16 protein-coding genes are annotated in these 16,290 nt (G+C 55.7%); 14 read left to right on the top strand and 2 right to left on the bottom strand.

Going from position 1 to position 16,290, the window contains the following annotated elements; genetic code table 11:
- Positions 1-8 precede the first annotated feature (8 nt).
- Together MKY12_RS25410 and MKY12_RS25405 are read left to right on the top strand one after the other, a co-directional pair.
- Complete coding sequence (locus tag MKY12_RS25410) at positions 9-1,421, top strand: hypothetical protein (protein WP_339311411.1); 1,413 nt, start codon at positions 9-11, stop codon at positions 1,419-1,421.
- A 116-nt stretch (positions 1,422-1,537) separates the two neighbouring features.
- The gene (locus MKY12_RS25405) at positions 1,538-1,711 is read left to right on the top strand and encodes an aspartyl-phosphate phosphatase Spo0E family protein (RefSeq protein WP_076082320.1); all 174 of its coding nucleotides are present in this window, start codon (positions 1,538-1,540) and stop codon (positions 1,709-1,711) included.
- 154 nt (positions 1,712-1,865) lie between these two features.
- Here MKY12_RS25405 and MKY12_RS25400 read toward each other — a convergent pair whose 3' ends face one another.
- On the bottom strand, positions 1,866-2,642 hold the full coding sequence (locus MKY12_RS25400) for an AAA family ATPase (RefSeq protein WP_339311410.1): 777 nt from the start codon (positions 2,640-2,642) through the stop codon (positions 1,866-1,868).
- Between the two features lie 262 nt (positions 2,643-2,904).
- Between MKY12_RS25400 and MKY12_RS25395 the strand changes: the two genes are divergently transcribed.
- From MKY12_RS25395 to MKY12_RS25345, 11 genes are all read left to right on the top strand, one after another.
- A complete protein-coding gene (locus MKY12_RS25395; protein WP_339250807.1) occupies positions 2,905-3,993 on the top strand; it encodes a DUF3880 domain-containing protein in 1,089 nt (362 codons plus the stop codon).
- Positions 3,994-4,025: 32 nt separating this feature from the next.
- The gene (locus MKY12_RS25390; protein ID WP_209876010.1) at positions 4,026-5,159 is read left to right on the top strand and encodes a glycosyltransferase; all 1,134 of its coding nucleotides are present in this window, start codon (positions 4,026-4,028) and stop codon (positions 5,157-5,159) included.
- A gap of 197 nt (positions 5,160-5,356) precedes the next feature.
- Positions 5,357-6,949 carry a glycosyltransferase family 4 protein gene (locus MKY12_RS25385; protein WP_339311409.1) on the top strand — a complete coding sequence of 531 codons (1,593 nt, stop codon included), beginning with the start codon at positions 5,357-5,359 and terminating at the stop codon, positions 6,947-6,949.
- A complete protein-coding gene (gene wecB, locus MKY12_RS25380; RefSeq protein ID WP_036727134.1) occupies positions 6,946-8,040 on the top strand; it encodes a UDP-N-acetylglucosamine 2-epimerase (non-hydrolyzing) in 1,095 nt (364 codons plus the stop codon). The genes MKY12_RS25385 and wecB overlap by 4 nt, the downstream gene beginning before the upstream one ends.
- Positions 8,030-9,016 (top strand): polysaccharide biosynthesis protein, encoded by a 987-nt coding sequence (locus tag MKY12_RS25375; protein ID WP_036727136.1) that lies wholly within the window; start codon positions 8,030-8,032, stop codon positions 9,014-9,016. The genes wecB and MKY12_RS25375 overlap by 11 nt, the downstream gene beginning before the upstream one ends.
- Complete coding sequence (locus MKY12_RS25370) at positions 9,013-9,852, top strand: SDR family oxidoreductase (protein WP_036727137.1); 840 nt, start codon at positions 9,013-9,015, stop codon at positions 9,850-9,852. Before MKY12_RS25375 ends, MKY12_RS25370 begins: the two co-directional genes overlap by 4 nt.
- On the top strand, positions 9,849-10,844 hold the full coding sequence (locus MKY12_RS25365) for an NAD-dependent epimerase/dehydratase family protein (RefSeq protein WP_209876014.1): 996 nt from the start codon (positions 9,849-9,851) through the stop codon (positions 10,842-10,844). Before MKY12_RS25370 ends, MKY12_RS25365 begins: the two co-directional genes overlap by 4 nt.
- Entirely contained in the window at positions 10,841-11,557 is a 717-nt protein-coding gene (locus MKY12_RS25360) for a glycosyltransferase (RefSeq protein ID WP_036727141.1), read from the top strand. Before MKY12_RS25365 ends, MKY12_RS25360 begins: the two co-directional genes overlap by 4 nt.
- Before the next feature lie 73 nt (positions 11,558-11,630).
- The gene (locus MKY12_RS25355) at positions 11,631-12,206 is read left to right on the top strand and encodes a class I SAM-dependent methyltransferase (RefSeq protein ID WP_076082334.1); all 576 of its coding nucleotides are present in this window, start codon (positions 11,631-11,633) and stop codon (positions 12,204-12,206) included.
- Between the two features lie 25 nt (positions 12,207-12,231).
- Positions 12,232-12,954, top strand: coding sequence for a glycosyltransferase (locus MKY12_RS25350; protein WP_339250800.1), 723 nt, complete (start codon positions 12,232-12,234; stop codon positions 12,952-12,954).
- Positions 12,951-13,994: a glycosyltransferase family 4 protein gene (locus tag MKY12_RS25345; protein ID WP_339250799.1), complete on the top strand. Its 1,044-nt coding sequence runs from the start codon at positions 12,951-12,953 to the stop codon at positions 13,992-13,994. Before MKY12_RS25350 ends, MKY12_RS25345 begins: the two co-directional genes overlap by 4 nt.
- Positions 13,995-14,106: 112 nt before the next feature.
- Here MKY12_RS25345 and MKY12_RS25340 read toward each other — a convergent pair whose 3' ends face one another.
- The gene (locus MKY12_RS25340; RefSeq protein WP_209876019.1) at positions 14,107-15,177 is read right to left on the bottom strand and encodes a glycosyltransferase family 4 protein; all 1,071 of its coding nucleotides are present in this window, start codon (positions 15,175-15,177) and stop codon (positions 14,107-14,109) included.
- A 189-nt stretch (positions 15,178-15,366) separates the two neighbouring features.
- Here MKY12_RS25340 and MKY12_RS25335 point away from each other — a divergent pair, with 189 nt between their 5' ends.
- Positions 15,367-16,110: a YhcN/YlaJ family sporulation lipoprotein gene (locus MKY12_RS25335; protein ID WP_339311408.1), complete on the top strand. Its 744-nt coding sequence runs from the start codon at positions 15,367-15,369 to the stop codon at positions 16,108-16,110.
- The last annotated feature ends 180 nt before the right edge of the window (positions 16,111-16,290 follow it).

Genomic DNA, 16,290 nt, shown 5'->3' with positions numbered 1-16,290 from the left:
AGAATGTTATGAAAAGACTATGGAAACCCGAATACCTCATCTCGCTGGCCGGCGCTGTGCTGGTCCTCTATCTGTTGTTCGTGCGGCCCTTCACAGGCGTTGCCGATAACGGCGATTTTTTGCGGATGATGAATACGGTCGGGCTGAATTATTTTGATGCCGGGGAGGACTATGCCGACCGCTTCTTCAGCTACAGTCATTCTAAGTTTGCTTATGATGATCTGTTCAAGGGCTTCTACCCGTCCTCGCAAATTTTGCTGGTGCTGGTGCCAAGGCTGCTTGCGGGCTTATTTCACGGCAGCTACTTCGATATCCGTCTTCTGGCAGTTGTATATGCAGTGCTGCTGCTGGCTGCCACGTGGATGATCGTCAAGCTGGGTGCGAAGAGCTCCTATGCCACGGGCCTGCTGCTGGGTGCGGGAATGCTGTTTGTGTTCTACGATATCGGCTATCTGGCTTATTTCAACTCTCTGTTCGGCGAACCCGTGTCGATGGTCTTCATGCTGCTTACGTTCGCGCTGGGTCTGAGGCTTACCGGGCAGGAGCAGCCGTCCTCCAAAGGACTTACGCTGTTCTTCATTGCCGTACTGTTCCTGATCTGCTCCAAAATCCAGAATGCCCCGGTCGGCCTCGCCTTCGCGCTGATCTTCCTGCGCCTGCGGACGCTGAATGGAACAGGCAGCTGGCGCAAGCTGGCGCTAAGTCTTGCGGTAGCTACGGCGCTGGTATCGGTGATTATGTATGTGGCGGCGCCGAAGGAGCTTAAGCATATCAACCTGTATCAGACGGTGTTCTTCGGCATACTGAACGAATCGCCAGATGTGCGCGGCGATCTGCGCGACCTGGGGCTGCCGGAGCGCCTCGAGGTGCTGGCGGGGACGAATTATTTCCAGGGGGATACGGCGATCAAGCAGGATGATCCATCGCTGGGTCCGGATTTCTATGACCGTGTCTCGCATAAGGATGTGCTTTTCTTTTATATGAAGCATCCCGGCCGGTTAATAGAGAATATGAAATATGCGGCTGCTAACAGCATGTCCATCCGTCCCTACTATCTCGGAAGCTATGAGAAAAGCGAAGGCAAGCCTGCGGGCGCGGTAGCAGGAATGTACAGCGGGTGGAGCGAGCTCAAGAACAAGCATCTGCCCCATTCCCTCGGATTCCTGGTTATTTTCTATCTGGTGTATTATGCTGGAGTGTTCTATCAATACTTCCGTACGCGGGAGGCGGCAGGGCGGATTGCCGGAGAATTGATGATGCTGCTGGGACTGATCGGCCTGTTCTCGTTCCTGGTTCCGATCCTCGGTGACGGGCGCGCGGATATCGGCAAGCATCTGTTCCTGTTCAATGTCTGCTTCGATATGATGGCGGTAGCGATGCTGGGCTGGACGCTGCATAAGCTGACGAAGCTGCTGAAATAACTTATCATGTCAAACCCTTAATTGACCCCTAGCGGATTATAGAATACAATGTGTTTGGAACTTTAGTAAAAGAGTGGAAATGGCTTGATACAGCCTCATCCTATAAGGGGGCCGCTATGGGGAATGACGAATACAAGGATAAGATCGAACAGGCAAGACAGGAACTGAACAAACTGGCCTTGGAGTACGGGATGCAGGATGTCCGGGTACTCCGCCAATCGGTGAAGCTGGATGCGCTCCTGAATGAATACAGTGATTGTAATACGGAGAAGGATGATCAGCTTTATTAGAGAAATACAGAGCAGCTATGCAAATACAAGAGACACTTTGACGGTTAACGCCGCAGAGTGTCTTTTTTTAAAATTTAAGCGTTTATATGTTTCAATCCTAACGTTCTCGCTGAAACGAATGCCGTTCTTAACAGGACGGCCGAGCCGTTTCTGCTTATAAGGGATCAGGCTCATCGCCCAGCAGCTCGCGGAGCATCTTCTCCCGGTTCGTCATGAAGGCGCGGGTGACCGTATAATGATCCGTGTCTTCCAGCGCAACAGGCGTGATGCTCTCTCCCTGCAGCAGAAGAATCTCTGCACCCGGATAGGACATCAGAATCGGGGAGTGGGTGGCGATGATGAACTGGGAATTCTGCGCAGCCAGCTCATGCATCCGCGCCAGCAGTGACATCTGCCGCAGGGGAGACAAAGCGGCTTCGGGCTCGTCCAGAATATAGATGCCCTGTCCGCCAAAGCGGTGAACGAACGTGGAGAAGAAGGATTCTCCATGCGACTGCTCATGCAGCGAGCTCCCTCCATAGGAGGATTTAATGGGTCTTCCCGCCTCGGGGTCCTCATCCAGCTCATCGATGTAAGTAGCCACATTGTAGTAGCTCTCCGCACGCAGGAAAAAGCCGTCCTTCGGCCGCTTCACCCCTTTGGCAATCCGCAAATATTCGTAGAGACTGGAATGCGAGGCGCGGGTATTAAACGAGAAATTCAGCGTCCCGCCTTCCGGATTGAACCCCCAGGCAGCAGCAACGCCCTCCAGCAAGGTAGACTTCCCGCTACCGTTCTCCCCTACAAGAAAAGTGACCTGCTTCTGAAAAGCAAGCCGTTCCAAGGTTCTTACCACCGGCAGATTAAACGGATAGCTTCCGAAGGAAGGGACCGCATCGCGCAGCAGCTCGACATGGCGCAGATACAGCATAGGGTCATAGATTGAACTCATATCTTAGTGCCTCCTCAGTAGGTGTTTCCCTAATTGTAGATGATTCCCGTTGTCCCCGCAAAGTACTTGAACAAGCATCGGAGTACAGAGCATGCACTCATGGACAAGAGTGGATGAATTCTGTAGAGGTTCGGGCCAAGCGGGCGAAAGACCGGGGGCATATGCCAATTTCGGTGTGATACAGACAGATGTCCATGAGGCGGATGCTGACTCCGCATATAGTACTACTGTCTTGAGAATATAACGGGGCAGGGTGAAGGCCGTGAAAACAAAAAAGAGAGGCGGGCTTCCACAGGATTACCGGGATGGCTATCTGCAAGGGTACCATCTCGGCCTGTGCGAAGCCGTGAAGCGCCTGAATACCCTTGAAGTGGGGGAATGTCAGCCGTTAAAACTGATGTATGTTCCCCAGGGGTTTCAGGCCATCGATGCGGGAGTCGCAGAAGCGCTGCGGCTGCTGGTAAGCGAGCTGATTATCTGTCCTCCGGAAACTATGCTGGAGGTGGCATCGCGCGAATTGCCTGAGGCGGTGCTGGTGATGAACGGGCTGCATGTTTTTCCGGAGAATCATCTGGAACAAATTACGGCAATAAGACAGCTGGGTATCCCGGCGGCGATCTGGTTTGTGGATGATCCTTATTTCACCGAGGACACATCCGTCATCTGCCGGCATTACGATTATGTGTTCACGCATGAGCTGGGCTGTGTGGAATTCTACCGTTCGCTGGGGACGGCGTCTGTGCATTACCTTCCGCTGTGCGTCAACCCCCAGATGTTCTACCCGCGCCACACCGGACCGCAATATCACTATGATGTCGTGTTCATCGGCAACGCCTTCCGCAACCGTACGGAGCTGTTCGATGAACTGGTCCCCTTCCTGCGGGGAAAGAAGGTGCTCATCGCCGGCGGATTCTGGGAGCGGCTGGCCCACTTCGAGGAGCTGTCTCCGTACATCCGAGAGGGCTTCATCCCGCCGGAGGAGACCGCCAATTATTACAGCGGCGCGAAGCTGGTCATTAATATCCACCGGCCCTGGGAGGGAGGGATGGACAACCGGAATACGTTCCAGCTTCCGTCCCTCTCCATTAATCCCCGGACCTATGAGATCAGCGCCTGCGGGACGATGCAGCTGACCGATATCCGGCAGGATCTGGATATCCACTACAAGCCGGGCCGGGATCTGGAGACCTTCGCTTCTGCCGATGAGCTGAAGCGCAAAATTGATTATTACCTGAAGCACGACAAGGAGCGCCGGCAGTATGCGCTGCGGGGACTGCAGACCACGCTGCGCCGGCATACCTTTACTTCGCGTCTGCCTCATTTACTGGGTGTTCTTACTTCAAGAGGGTGAATTTCATTATGGATCAAAAGGAGCGAATACTCATGAACAACGAATTTATTATGCCTGCCCCGCCGTTGCCGAGAACCCCTGCGGAGGAAGAGAAGCTGCGGGGACGTCTGACCGGCTTCAAGGGAGGCTATGACGAAGGATATCTGCGGGGACGTCTGGCTGTTCTGGACGGACGCCCGGAGGAGCCGCAGCCGGTAAGGAATATCCATGTGATGTACGTGGCTTCAGGCAAAGGGTATCCGTACTCTCCGATTGATGATGCTGTGCTCTTCGCGCTGCAAAGACTGACCACTCACGTGACGATTACCGATGTGCGCCAGAATCTGGTAGAGCTGGCTTCTGCCCAGCGTCCCGACCTCGTGCTTGTGCTGGATGGCCTGGATTTGCCCCTGGAGCAGGTGGCTATTCTGCGCGGTCAGGGCATCAAGACCGCGATCTGGCTGACCGATGATCCGTATTACACCGATTTCACAATGAAGATTGTGCCTCACTATGACTATGTATTCACACTGGAGCGTAATTGCGTAGAGATCTACCGCGGCCTTGGCTGCACGGAGGTCCACTATCTGCCCTTTGCCGCACACCGTGAGCATTACCGTCCGACTACCGGACGCTCGCCGGTCAGCCGGGATGTCAGCTTCATCGGGTCTGCCTACTGGAACCGGATTAATTTCTTCCGCGATATTATGCCGGAGCTGATGAGCTATAACACGGTCATTAACGGAATCTGGTGGGACCGGTTGCCGGAAGCACCGCTCTATGGCGACCGGATTGAGATCGGCAAATGGATGTCCCCCCAGGAGACGGCTGTAGCTTACAGCGGCTCGAAGATTGTGATCAACCTTCACCGCTCGCATATCGACGATGCCGTCAACAATAACACGCTGTATATTCCGGCTGTATCGCCGAATCCGCGCACGTTCGAGATTGCTGCCAGCGGCACGCTGCAGCTCTGCGATGCCCGTGATGATCTCGGCTCCTTCTACAAGGTGGGCGAAGAGATCGACACCTTCTCCGGCCCCCGCGAGCTGATGGACAAAATCCAGTACTATCTGACGCACGAGGAAGAGCGCCGGGAGATGTCCCTCCGCGCCTTCGAACGGACACTGAGGGATCATACGTATACCAGACGTCTGAGCCAGCTGCTTAGGGTTATTTACGGGTAAGCCAGCAGGGCAATCGTAGAACAGGCTGTCAGCAAAATGTGCGTATCACAGGGGACAGGTGTCGTGCCGGCATCTGTGCCTCCTCAATATACTGGAGTACCGGGCAGAGATGTTAGCCTGTCAGCTAATATACCCGTCCCAAGCAGGAGCACTGCTGAGTGATAACAGATTGTGTGCATTCAAAATTTAGGAGGTGAATGGCTGCTCCACAGCCCTTCGCAGGGGAGCGCCGAGACACCATGGCCGACAAAGCGACGATCGTCCTCTTTTCCCATGTCTCCAACACGCGCAGTATTACGGGTGCGGAGAAGCTGCTGTTATTCTTCAGCCGGGAGCTGTCTCCTTACTTCAATTGTATCCTCGTAGCCCCGCAGGACGGGAAGCTGACACAGCTGGCCCGGAGCTACGGCCTTCAAGTCCGGCTGATGTCTATTCCGCTGGTCTATGGAGTATACACTCCCTATGCCGGTCTTCCGGCAGATATCCGCAAGCTGCAGGAGGGCCGGGAATATCATGAGCTGACTCACTGGCTTGCGGAGCTCCGTCCGTCCTTCGTGATCACCAGCACCTGTGTGCATGCCCTGCCGCCCATCGCGGCGAAGTCACTGGGCATACCGGTGATCTGGAAGATCTCGGAGACCATTACAGACAACGAGTTCACCCCGATCAGCGTAGAGCTGATCCACAACAACAGCGATGAGATTCTGGCGATTTCACAGACAGCGGCAGCGTGCTTCCCCGAGGAGATCCGCGATAGTAAGGTGACCCAGCTTCCTCCGTCATGGAGTGACGCGGATTTGATGTTCGAGGCCTGGAGCAAGCTGCGCGGGGAACGGCGGAGTGAGCTGAAGATCGCCCCGGGGGACCCGCTGATCGGCTATGTCTCTTCCTTCATTAATAAGGAGAAGGGACTGGAGCATTTCGTCAAGATGGCGGTTCTGGTGCATGAGCAGCATCCGGCTGCCCGCTACCTCGTAGTGGGGACTCCCGGGGATAAAAGCTACTATGAGCGCTGTGTCCGCAAGGTGAAGCTGGAGGGTCTGACCTCACGCTTCCGGTTTGTCGGGTACGAAGAATGTCTGCCGGCCGCTTACTGCGCGATGGATCTGCTTGTTGTCCCCAGCCTGATCCGGGAAGGCTTCGGCATGACGGCCCTGGAGGGCTATGCCTTCAGCAAGCCGGTTGTCGCTTATGATTCCGGCGGCCTGCGGGAGATTCTGGACGCCGCAGGCTGCGGCGAGCTGCTAGTGCCTGCGGGAGACATGGATGCGCTGGCCGGGCGGGTGAACGCGCTGCTGGCCGACCAGGCGATGGCGGCCGGCATTGGCCGGCAGGCGCGGGAGCGCATCGAGGCCGTCTACGGCCCGGCGGCTTACCGCGTCCGGCTGCAAGGCTTAGCGGAGAGGTGGCATCTCCGCTACTGCCTCCAGCCGCCGCAGCTCATCGGCGGCCCGGAAGCCCCGCCCGCTGCTGCGCCGGCGGGCGGAAAGAGCGCCCCCGCGGCACAGCCGACGGGGGCAAGACCGGGCGCCGCGCCGCACGGCTGCGGGCCGCGAAGCTGCGGCGCGGCAGGCTGCGCCGCGCCAAGTCCCGGAGCGGCGCGGCGGGAACGCGCCCGCGCCGTAAGAAGCGCGCGGCAGGCTCCGCGCGCCGGCGGGCCAGCGGCGGCGGCAAGAAGCGCCGCGCGGGCCAGGCCGGAAGCCGCCGGAGCAAGCGGCGGCGTAAGGCATCCTGAGCAGCCTGCCCGGTTCCTAAGGGCAGGCCATAATCAAAGGGGAGTGAACCCATGAAGATCATGACGATTTTGGGCACGCGGCCCGAGATCATCCGCCTTAGCGTTATCATTCCGCTGCTGGACCGGTATGCGGAGCGGCATGTGCTGGTGCATACGGGACAGAATTTCACGGCCAGCCTCAGCGGGGTATTCTTCGCTGAGCTGGGACTCCGCGCACCGGACTACGTGCTGCAGGATAAGCAGGCAGGACTCGGGGGTCAGCTGGCCGCCATGTTCGGCAGTCTGGAGAGCATTCTGCTTCAAGAGCAGCCGGACCGCGTGCTGCTGCTGGGGGATACCAACAGTGCGCTATGTGCCATTCTGGCCGAGCGGATGGGCATCCCTGTGGTGCATATGGAAGCAGGCAACCGCTGTTACGATCTGAAAGTGCCGGAGGAGAAAAACCGCCGTGTCATAGATGCCGTCTCCACCATAAATATGCCGTATACCCAGCAGAGTAAGAGACATCTGCTCAGCGAAGGGTTCCCCAGCCAGCGTATCGTGTTAACCGGCAACCCCATCCATGAGGTGATTACGCATTACGAAGAGCAGATCGCGGCCAGTGACATCCTGTCCCGGCTGAAGCTTGAAGCCGGCCGGTATCTGCTGGTAACAGCCCACCGGGCCGAGAATGTCGATGATCCGGAGTCGCTGCTCCAGATTATGTCCGGGCTGAACCTGGTGGCTGAGCATTTGGGACTCCGCCTGATCTGCAGCATCCATCCCCGTACACGCTCCAAGCTTACGGAGCAGTTCCCGCTGAGTATGAACCCGCTGGTGGAGTTTCACGAACCTTTCGGATTTTTTGACTTTGTTCATCTGGAACGTTATGCCCTGTGCGCCATTACCGACAGCGGCACCGTTCAAGAAGAATGTTGCCTGATGGGAGTGCCTACGGTGACCATACGCCGGACGACAGAACGCCCGGAAACTATCGATTGCGGAAGTAATGTAGTGTCCGGGGTAGAACAGAACAGCATTCTGCGCTGCACCGTGCTGATGACGTCGCTTAAGCCCGATTGGGAGGCGCCGGAAGGGTATCTTGCCCAAGGTGTCTCGGTAAAGGTAGTTAAATTTCTGCTTGGAGGGAACCTGCATGTTCAATAATAAACGGATTCTGGTTACAGGCGGTACCGGTTCCTGGGGGCATGAGCTGATCCGGCAGCTGCTGCCGCAGCATCCCAAAGAAATCATCGTATTCTCCCGCAGTGAGTCTGCACAGGTAGCCATGAGCCGTGAATTTGAAGATAAGCATCTCAGCTTCATCATCGGCGATATCCGTGACAAGGATGCGCTGGTGGCTGCCTGCCGCGGTGTGGATTATGTCTTCCATCTGGCCGCGCTCAAGCATGTACCCGTCTGCGAGGACCAGCCGTACGAGGCGCTCAAGACGAATGTGGTCGGCACACAAAATGTCATCGAAGCCGCGATTGCCAACAATGTGGAGAAGGCGATTTACATTTCTACCGACAAGGCGGCCAATCCGTCGAACTTCTACGGTATGACCAAGGCCATCGGTGAGAAGCTGTTCGTCTATGCCAATCTGATCGGCTCAGGCACCAAGTTTGTTACGGTGCGCGGAGGCAATGTGCTGGGTACGAACGGCAGCGTGGTCCATCTGTTCATGAAGCAGATCAAGGACAAGGGACAGGTAAAGATTACGGATATGAACATGACCCGGTTTTTTTTCACCCTGCGCGATGCCATTACCCTGCTGTTCAAGGCTTCCGATGTCAGTATCGGCGGAGAGATCTTTGTCATGACCATGCCGACCTGCCGGATCGTGGATTTGGCCGATGTGCTGATTGAAGCTTCCGGCCGGACGGATGTCAGTATGATCGAGACCGGCATCCGCCCGGGTGAGAAAATCCATGAGATCCTGATGAGCGATTTCGAGAGCCTGACTACGGTGGTCTACGATGAGCAGTACCTGGTTATTCTGCCCACACTCGATATGCCGGAGCTGAAGGAGCATTACCGTCATTTCCCTCATGTGTCCTTCAGCAGCTTCAGCTCGGAGAATCATTTGATGGAGCAGGCTGAAATCAAAGATATCCTGATCCGGGGAGGGTTCCTCCAGTGAAGCTCCTGATTCTCGGCGGAAATGGTATGGCAGGTCATATGCTGGCGGAGTATTTTCGCCGCCAGGGCAAGCACCACATCTTCCATACAACCCGGGATAAGAAGGATCTTGGAGGGTTGTATGTAGACGCCGACGACATCGCCGGTGTAGAGAAGCTGGTTGAAATCGTCTCCCCCCATTGCATTATTAATGCGATGGGGGTACTCAATCAATTCGCCGAACGGGACCGGATCGGCGCGTATCATGTCAACGGATTTCTGCCCCACCGCCTGCGGCGGGCAGCGGACCAGATTCATGCCCGGCTCATCCATATCAGCTCCGACTGCGTGTTCGAAGGAACACGCGGCGGTTATACGGAGGAGGATGCCGCGGATGGAACCTCGGTCTACGCCCTCACCAAGAGTCTTGGAGAAGTGCGGGATCCCGGACATCTCACGATCCGTACCTCCATTATCGGGCCCGAGATCCGCTCCGGCGGAATCGGCCTCATGGAATGGTTTCTGGCCCAGAAAGGCCGGGTAACCGGATATGAATGCGTGATGTGGAATGGAGTCACCACCCTGGAGCTGGCCAAAGCCATCGATTCCCTGCTGGACTCGGATCTCTCCGGGCTGATTCATCTGGCCCACCCGCAGCCCGTAAGCAAATATCAGCTGCTGCAGATGATGCAGACCGCATTTCATAAAGAGGATGTTGAGATCATCCCGCAGCAGACGCCGGTTCAGGACCGGACGCTGATCAGCACGAGAAGCGATGTCACGATTGAGCTGCCTTCCTATCCCCGGATGCTTAGCGAGCTTGCCGACTTTATGCGCAGCTCAGAGCTGCTGACATGAGCGGGCGGCGTCTCCTTATTACCGGAGCTTCCGGCTTTACCGGCAGGCATGCCGTGGCCTACTTTGCCGCCGGAGGAGCGGAGGTGACTGCTGTAGTCCGCCGCAAGCCAGCTGCGGAGTTGTTCCCGGACGGCGTTCAGCAGTATGTCTGTGACCTGGGGGACCGCAGGGCTGTGGCGGCAATGATTGGAGCGGTGAAGCCGGATCAGGTGCTGCACCTGGCAGGCAAGAATTCGGTCCCGGAGTCCTGGAGGGACCCGCTGCTCTACATGGAGACCAATGTAATGGCTACTCTTTATTTGCTTGAGGCGCTGCGTGTCCAGCCGGCCAGCCGTATTCTGGTGGCCGGCTCCCGGCTTAAGTATAGACCGGGTGCGGCAGACCCGCCCCATCCCTATAGCCTTAGCAAGACGCTGGAGGAGCTGGTATCGCTGGCCTGGGCAACGCTGTTTGCACAGCCGGTGCTGATGGCGGAGCCCTCGAACCTGATTGGTCCGGGTCCGTCCACCGGCTTCTGTTCCCTGCTGGCACAGCATATTGTGCGCAGTGAAGCAGCCGCTGTAACCGGATCGGCTGCACCTGCTGCGTTTCGGCTCTCCTCGCGCCATGCGCTGCGTGACTTTCTGGATGTGCGTGATGCGGTCAGGGCCTATGGCTTCATTCTGGATTCGGGCGAGACAGGAAGGATCTACCGCATTGATTCCGGGACAGAGCGGGAGCTGGGGGAGGTTGCGGCGAAGCTGCTGGCCCATGCGGCAGCTCCGGTTGCGATGGACTGGGGCCCGCAGGAGGAGCACAGTCGGGGCAATCCTTCCCCGACACCTGCCGTTCCGGCGAAGCCTCCAATTGAATCTGCTGATAGTAAGGTACCGCCTGAAGAATCGGGGGACTATGCTGTTATTTCCGGCTGGATGCCGGAGATTGCGCTGGACCGTTCGCTGGCGGATATTATCGGCTATACAAGGGCCGGTAAGGAAGGAAGGTTGTTATGAAGCCCAGAGTATCCGTAGTTATTCCTTTTTACAATTGCCCTTATATTGAGCAGGCGCTGCAGAGCGCCATAAGCCAATCCTGGCAGCCTTATGAGATTATCGTAGTGGATGACGGTTCAACTCTGCATGCAGAGCGGATTACCCCTTACCTGCCCTACATTCACTATCTGGGCAAGGCCAACGGCGGCACCGCTTCGGCACTTAACCACGGTATTGCGCATGCCACGGGAGATTATGTAGTCTGGCTCAGCTCGGATGATATGTTCTATCGTGACAAGATCAATAATCAGGTTCTGTTCATGGAACAGAACCGTTTGCTGATCTCGTACACCAACTTCAATTACATTAATGGAAACTCGCAGGCTATGGAGCTGAATGCTGCGGCCGTATTCCCGAATCAGCTTGAATATCTGCGCTGCTTCCTGTACGGCAATCCTATCAACGGCTGTACGGTGATGTTCAAGCGGGAGATCTTCGGAGCCATCGGAATGTTCGATGAAGCACTGCCGTATACCCATGATTATGATCTGTGGTACCGGGCGATTCTGAACGGTTATGCACCGGTGATGCTGAACCAGTCCTTGACGGCTTACCGCCGGCATGAGGGAATGGGCACGCTCAGACACTACGATGTCATTATGGCCGAGGCTGCAGCAACCAGTGCCCGTTATCACGCTCCCTTAAGCGCCCTGATTGCTTCCATGGGCGGCTAGCTGCCGGAGCGCGCATAGCCGGCACTGCAGCACAGCCCAAGACCAAGCAACTAACGCTTAGGAGGGAGAGCATATGTACCGGGAAATTGAAGTGAAAGACTTCCTGCCGGTCCTGCTGGAGCAGCTGAAATTCTCCGAGAGTATTCTGGATATCGGCAGCGGTACCGGTACGCTGCTGGAGCGGTATGAGGCCGCTGTAGTGCTGGGGCTGGATATCCACAGGCCTTATCTGCTGCACCGCAAATACAAGTCCCCTCATATCATTCCGGTTCATGCCGATGCCGGCCATATCGATAAGCTGTTCCTGCCGGGAACCTTCTCTGCGGTCACTCTGATCGATTCTCTGGAGCATTTTTCGATGAGTGAAGGCATAGAGCTGCTACGTAAGGCGGAGCTTATCGCTGCGAACCGTGTCATCGTATTTACACCACGGGGCTTCTTCCCGCAGGAGGGGAAGGACCATTTCAATCTGCATGGGGAGTATTACCAGAAGCACTGGAGCGGCTGGGAGCCTGAGGACTTCCTGAAGCTGGGCTACGCTGTAACCGTACTGAAGGGATTTCACCATGCGGAGAATCCTTCATTCCGGGAAGCCTTCGGTGAGAATCACGCGCCGCTGGACGCCCTGCTCGCCTGCAAAACAGTATAAATGAACTCAGGGAGGAGGCCGGGCCATGAATCAGAAGACCAAGGTCTCGGTGGTGATTCCGTTCTATAATTGTCCCTACGTGCATCTGGCGGTTGAGAGCGTGCTGGCCCAGAGCTACGCGGATATCGAGCTGATCGTGGTGGATGACGGTTCCACACTCCATACGGAGAAGCTTGAAGCCTATAAGAGCCGGATCGTGTATGTCCGCAAGACCAACGGAGGAACCGGCTCGGCGCTCAATAGGGGAATTGAGGTGGCAAACGGAGCTTATTTTGCCTGGTTAAGCGCGGACGATCTGTTCCATCCCGATAAAATCAGACGGCAAATAGAAGTCATCCGCAGCTCGGGAACCTCCTTCAATCATACGGCTTACTACTATATTAATGAGCACGGGCAACGGTTTCAGGACATCGTCCGAATGCCGGCCTGCAGCAGGCCGGCCCTCATTCAGACCATGATGTCCAGCTGTCCGGTTAACGGCAGCACGGTGCTGTTTGATATGGAGATCCTCTCCAGGGTGGGAGCATTTAATGAAAGCCTCCTGTATACACAGGATTATGATATGTGGCTGCGGATTCTTCCGCATTATGAGTGGTCTTATATAGAAGAGCCGCTGCTGGATTACCGTGTGCATAATGAGATGGGCTCGGTCCTGCACAGCGAGGCGCAGAACCGGGAGATTGCAAGGGTGCAGTTCATGCACAGGGGCAATTTGACGCAGCTGCTGAGAAAGGAGACAAGGAATTGAGACTGACCTTCCCGGTTCTGACCTTATCCAGAGGCGGCGCGCAGCGGATGATAACTGAGCTGGCTAACCGTCTGGCTGAAATTGGCCATGAGGTCGTTGTTCTTTTACCCAGCCATGGCTTTGTTGAATATGAGATGAAATGTCCGATTATCACTGCGCCCGCTCCGGTGCTTACCGAAGATGATTTTCCCTATGGGGATGTAATTATCTCCAATTATTATACAACCGTTCCGGTTGCCGAGCGGGCCAGCCGGCAGGGCAAAGGGCTGCATATCCGGCTGGCCTTATGCTATGAGCCGAATTTCTTGCCGGATAATAACCAGTCGTTCGCTTCCTACAGCATTACCCGCAACCTGCTTCTGCTGTCCCGCTGGCAGCAGGAGGTCATACGGATCAATCACGGCATTAAGGGCAGAATTGTTCCGGTCGGCGTTGCTCCGGATTTCAAGAATACGCATTTACGCGACAACGCAGACTGGCCGCTGATCGTCTCGGCCATCATGCGGCGTCCGGAGGGCGGATTCTCCGGCCACCGGGAACAGGAATACCTGATTCAGCAGCTCGATATGGTCAAGCGGCTTCATCCAGAGGTGGAGATCTATATCATGACTCCCCCTGCTGAATATGCCGCATCTGATAGTCTGCAGGCCTTGCTTAACACCGGGCGTTATCAGCTTCGGACACCCGGCAATGACAACGAGCTGGCTTTTCATTACAATGAGACAGATATTTTTGTCAGCGCAAGTACTAATGATGCCGGTTCGTTGCCGGGGCTGGAGGCGATGCGCTGCGGTGCTGCACTGGTTACCGTATATTCGGGGGGGAATCTTGAATACTGCGCACACGGGCAGAACTGTCTGATGTCATACCGTCATGAGAACCGTCTTGCTGCGGATATAGTGACGCTGATAGAGGACCGAGAGCTTCGACAGCGTCTGGCCGCCAGGGGAGAGCAGGATTCACTGCAGTTTACCTGGGAGAGAAGCGTGCAGATTTTCCAGGCCGAGTTGTTCGAGATGGTGTCCAGACAAGGCGTGTGATGCCTCCAGGCAGAACGCCAAACACAGAGAAACCTTCAACCCCCGGCTGGCGCTGGGGATTGAAGGTTTTTTTTGGCCTGCAGATAGGATATATGAAGCTTGCTTGCAATAGTTAGAAGATAGAGAAGGAGTTCATCATCTCGCGGAAGGAATGTGCGTATTGATCGAATCCGAAATGCGTAACCATATGCTGACGGCCCTGATAGCAGATGGCTTCACGCAGCGCAGTGTTATTCATCAGCTCAAGTCCTTCGTTCACGGCAGCCTCCACATTGCCAAGCGGATAGAATTTGCCGGTAATATTATGGGTGATGAAGGATCTGACTCCGTCGGAATCCGTGCTGAGTACCGGACAGGAGCAGCAGACAGCCTCAGCTACAGCATATCCGAAGCCTTCTGTGACTGAGCTGGACAGCAGGAAGCCTCCTGAAGCGGCAATCGATGAATAATAGACAGGCATCATCTGGTTAGGCATGTTTGTGAACACATTCAGCCGGTCATTCAGGCCAAGGGCATGCAGCTCTTCATTGAATGCCGCCTTCTGGTCATCTGAGGCCAAGCTCGGATCATGGAACATCCAGAGATGAAGGTTAGGCCTCTGTTTGCGGATATGATAGGCAATCTTCAGATACTCGCTCCAGTTCTTGTTGGGCTCCAGCCGCCCTACCCAGGCGATAACAGGATCAACGGGCGCTTCGGCTGGGATATAGCGGAATCCTTGTACATCCACGAGGTTCGGAATAACATAGCGCTGTAGCCAGGGGCAGATCTCGATAAACAGCTCCAGTAAATGATCGGTGGGGGGAATCAGCACGGCATTGCAGAAGGCTTGGAGATAAGGCACGGACTCTATAATCACGTTACGTGCTTCGCTTCGTGTTCCCAGACCCTGGGACTCGTAGATCAGGATGCCGCCATACCCCAGCCGGCGCAGGCGTTCAAGCAGCAGATAATCGGAGGTTACGATAATGGCGTCATAATGATGGGTATTCAGTACCGTTCTGATCTCTTCATCCTGGTTCGTGACAAATACCGGGAAGCTTACACTATTGTGGGTGCCGGACCCCGGCATGAGATAGAGCACATGGCATTCGATGCCGTTCTTCTGAAGGCTCTCACACCGCAGTCTGTTCAGGGTCTCAACCCCGCCGCTCGGTACATAAAACGTAAATAGAATTCTCAAGCTTACCCCTCCTGATCTGGACTCTCGCGGAGAAACACAGTCTGCTGTTATATAAGATACGCCGGAGTTCTCTTACATGTGACTGTGGAGGCAGCTCTGCCAAATCCTTTCTGGATAACCGGGCAGAGGAGGAGCCATGCTAAGGGTTGTCACACTACACTATATTATTCTGTGATGGGGGATGAAGGAATGTTGCGATCGAAATTAGGCTTGTCCGTGTCTGCAGCCTTGCTGCTCGGCACCATAAGTATGACCGGCTGCGGTGCCGGCCATTCGGCAGATAGCGGCAATATGCAGACGAAAAGTGTACGGGGGACAGACGGGCGCATCCACGTGAACTCCGCACGGGACATGAACCGTGACGATGACTTCGGCAGCATGGAGATGAGCAAAGAATTGGCTGACCGTGTTGCGGCGATGCGGGAAGTCCGTTCAGCTAACGTTATTATGGTTGGCAGAAGCGCTTATGTCGCTGTAATGCTGGAGGATGCTTCGGGCAAGGTTCACACCCGGAGTACCACCCGCGAGAAAGCTACGGGAAGAGGAACTGCTGCGGGGGTGCCGGGAATGACGGGAACAGGCGGCTCCATGGCCGGCATTCCGGGAAGTCTGACAGGCACTGGAACCATTGGCGGTACAGGTATGGCAGCTCCCGAAGATTATCCGGGGAACGGCAATAACGGGCTGATGTCCAGAAGCAGTATAGGGGAGGATAAAGACACGCTTCCTGGGGAGATCAAGAACAAAATCGCCGCAGAGGTTAAAAAAGGCAACACATACGTCGGCAATGTCTATGTCTCGGCGAACCCGGATTTCGTGGAACGGGCCGATTATTATGCCCGGGAATTCCGTGCCGGACATCCGCTCAGAGGCTTCGCGAATGAATTCCGCATCATGGCGGAACGGATTTTCCCTGCGCGCAGCGGACAGTGAGCAGGCGCTACAGCATAGTGCCTTGAATGAAGATAGTATTCCAGAGGGATATGAGGCTTATTCAAATGACGGCACAGCAGGGCAAAAGTGAATGACGACAGACACAAACAATGCAGCCCTCTCACCCGGAAAGCCGGGTGAGAGGGCTGCATTGTTGTGTTTATACGAATACGAATACGA

Source organism: Paenibacillus sp. FSL M7-0896, from assembly GCF_037975415.1.
GTDB lineage: Bacteria > Bacillota > Bacilli > Paenibacillales > Paenibacillaceae > Paenibacillus_AQ > Paenibacillus_AQ silagei.
Note: the sequence above shows the minus strand (reverse complement) of the source record. Positions and strands in the feature narration are given on the sequence as shown.

Coding starts and splice junctions, on each gene's coding strand:
- MKY12_RS25410 (WP_339311411.1), top strand. CDS start 9: ATGAAAAGACTATGGAAACCCGAATACCTCATCTCGCTGGCCGGCGCT.
- MKY12_RS25405 (WP_076082320.1), top strand. CDS start 1,538: ATGGGGAATGACGAATACAAGGATAAGATCGAACAGGCAAGACAGGAA.
- MKY12_RS25400 (WP_339311410.1), bottom strand. CDS start 2,642: ATGAGTTCAATCTATGACCCTATGCTGTATCTGCGCCATGTCGAGCTG.
- MKY12_RS25390 (WP_209876010.1), top strand. CDS start 4,026: ATGAACAACGAATTTATTATGCCTGCCCCGCCGTTGCCGAGAACCCCT.
- MKY12_RS25385 (WP_339311409.1), top strand. CDS start 5,357: ATGGCTGCTCCACAGCCCTTCGCAGGGGAGCGCCGAGACACCATGGCC.
- wecB (WP_036727134.1), top strand. CDS start 6,946: ATGAAGATCATGACGATTTTGGGCACGCGGCCCGAGATCATCCGCCTT.
- MKY12_RS25375 (WP_036727136.1), top strand. CDS start 8,030: ATGTTCAATAATAAACGGATTCTGGTTACAGGCGGTACCGGTTCCTGG.
- MKY12_RS25365 (WP_209876014.1), top strand. CDS start 9,849: ATGAGCGGGCGGCGTCTCCTTATTACCGGAGCTTCCGGCTTTACCGGC.
- MKY12_RS25360 (WP_036727141.1), top strand. CDS start 10,841: ATGAAGCCCAGAGTATCCGTAGTTATTCCTTTTTACAATTGCCCTTAT.
- MKY12_RS25355 (WP_076082334.1), top strand. CDS start 11,631: ATGTACCGGGAAATTGAAGTGAAAGACTTCCTGCCGGTCCTGCTGGAG.
- MKY12_RS25350 (WP_339250800.1), top strand. CDS start 12,232: ATGAATCAGAAGACCAAGGTCTCGGTGGTGATTCCGTTCTATAATTGT.
- MKY12_RS25335 (WP_339311408.1), top strand. CDS start 15,367: ATGTTGCGATCGAAATTAGGCTTGTCCGTGTCTGCAGCCTTGCTGCTC.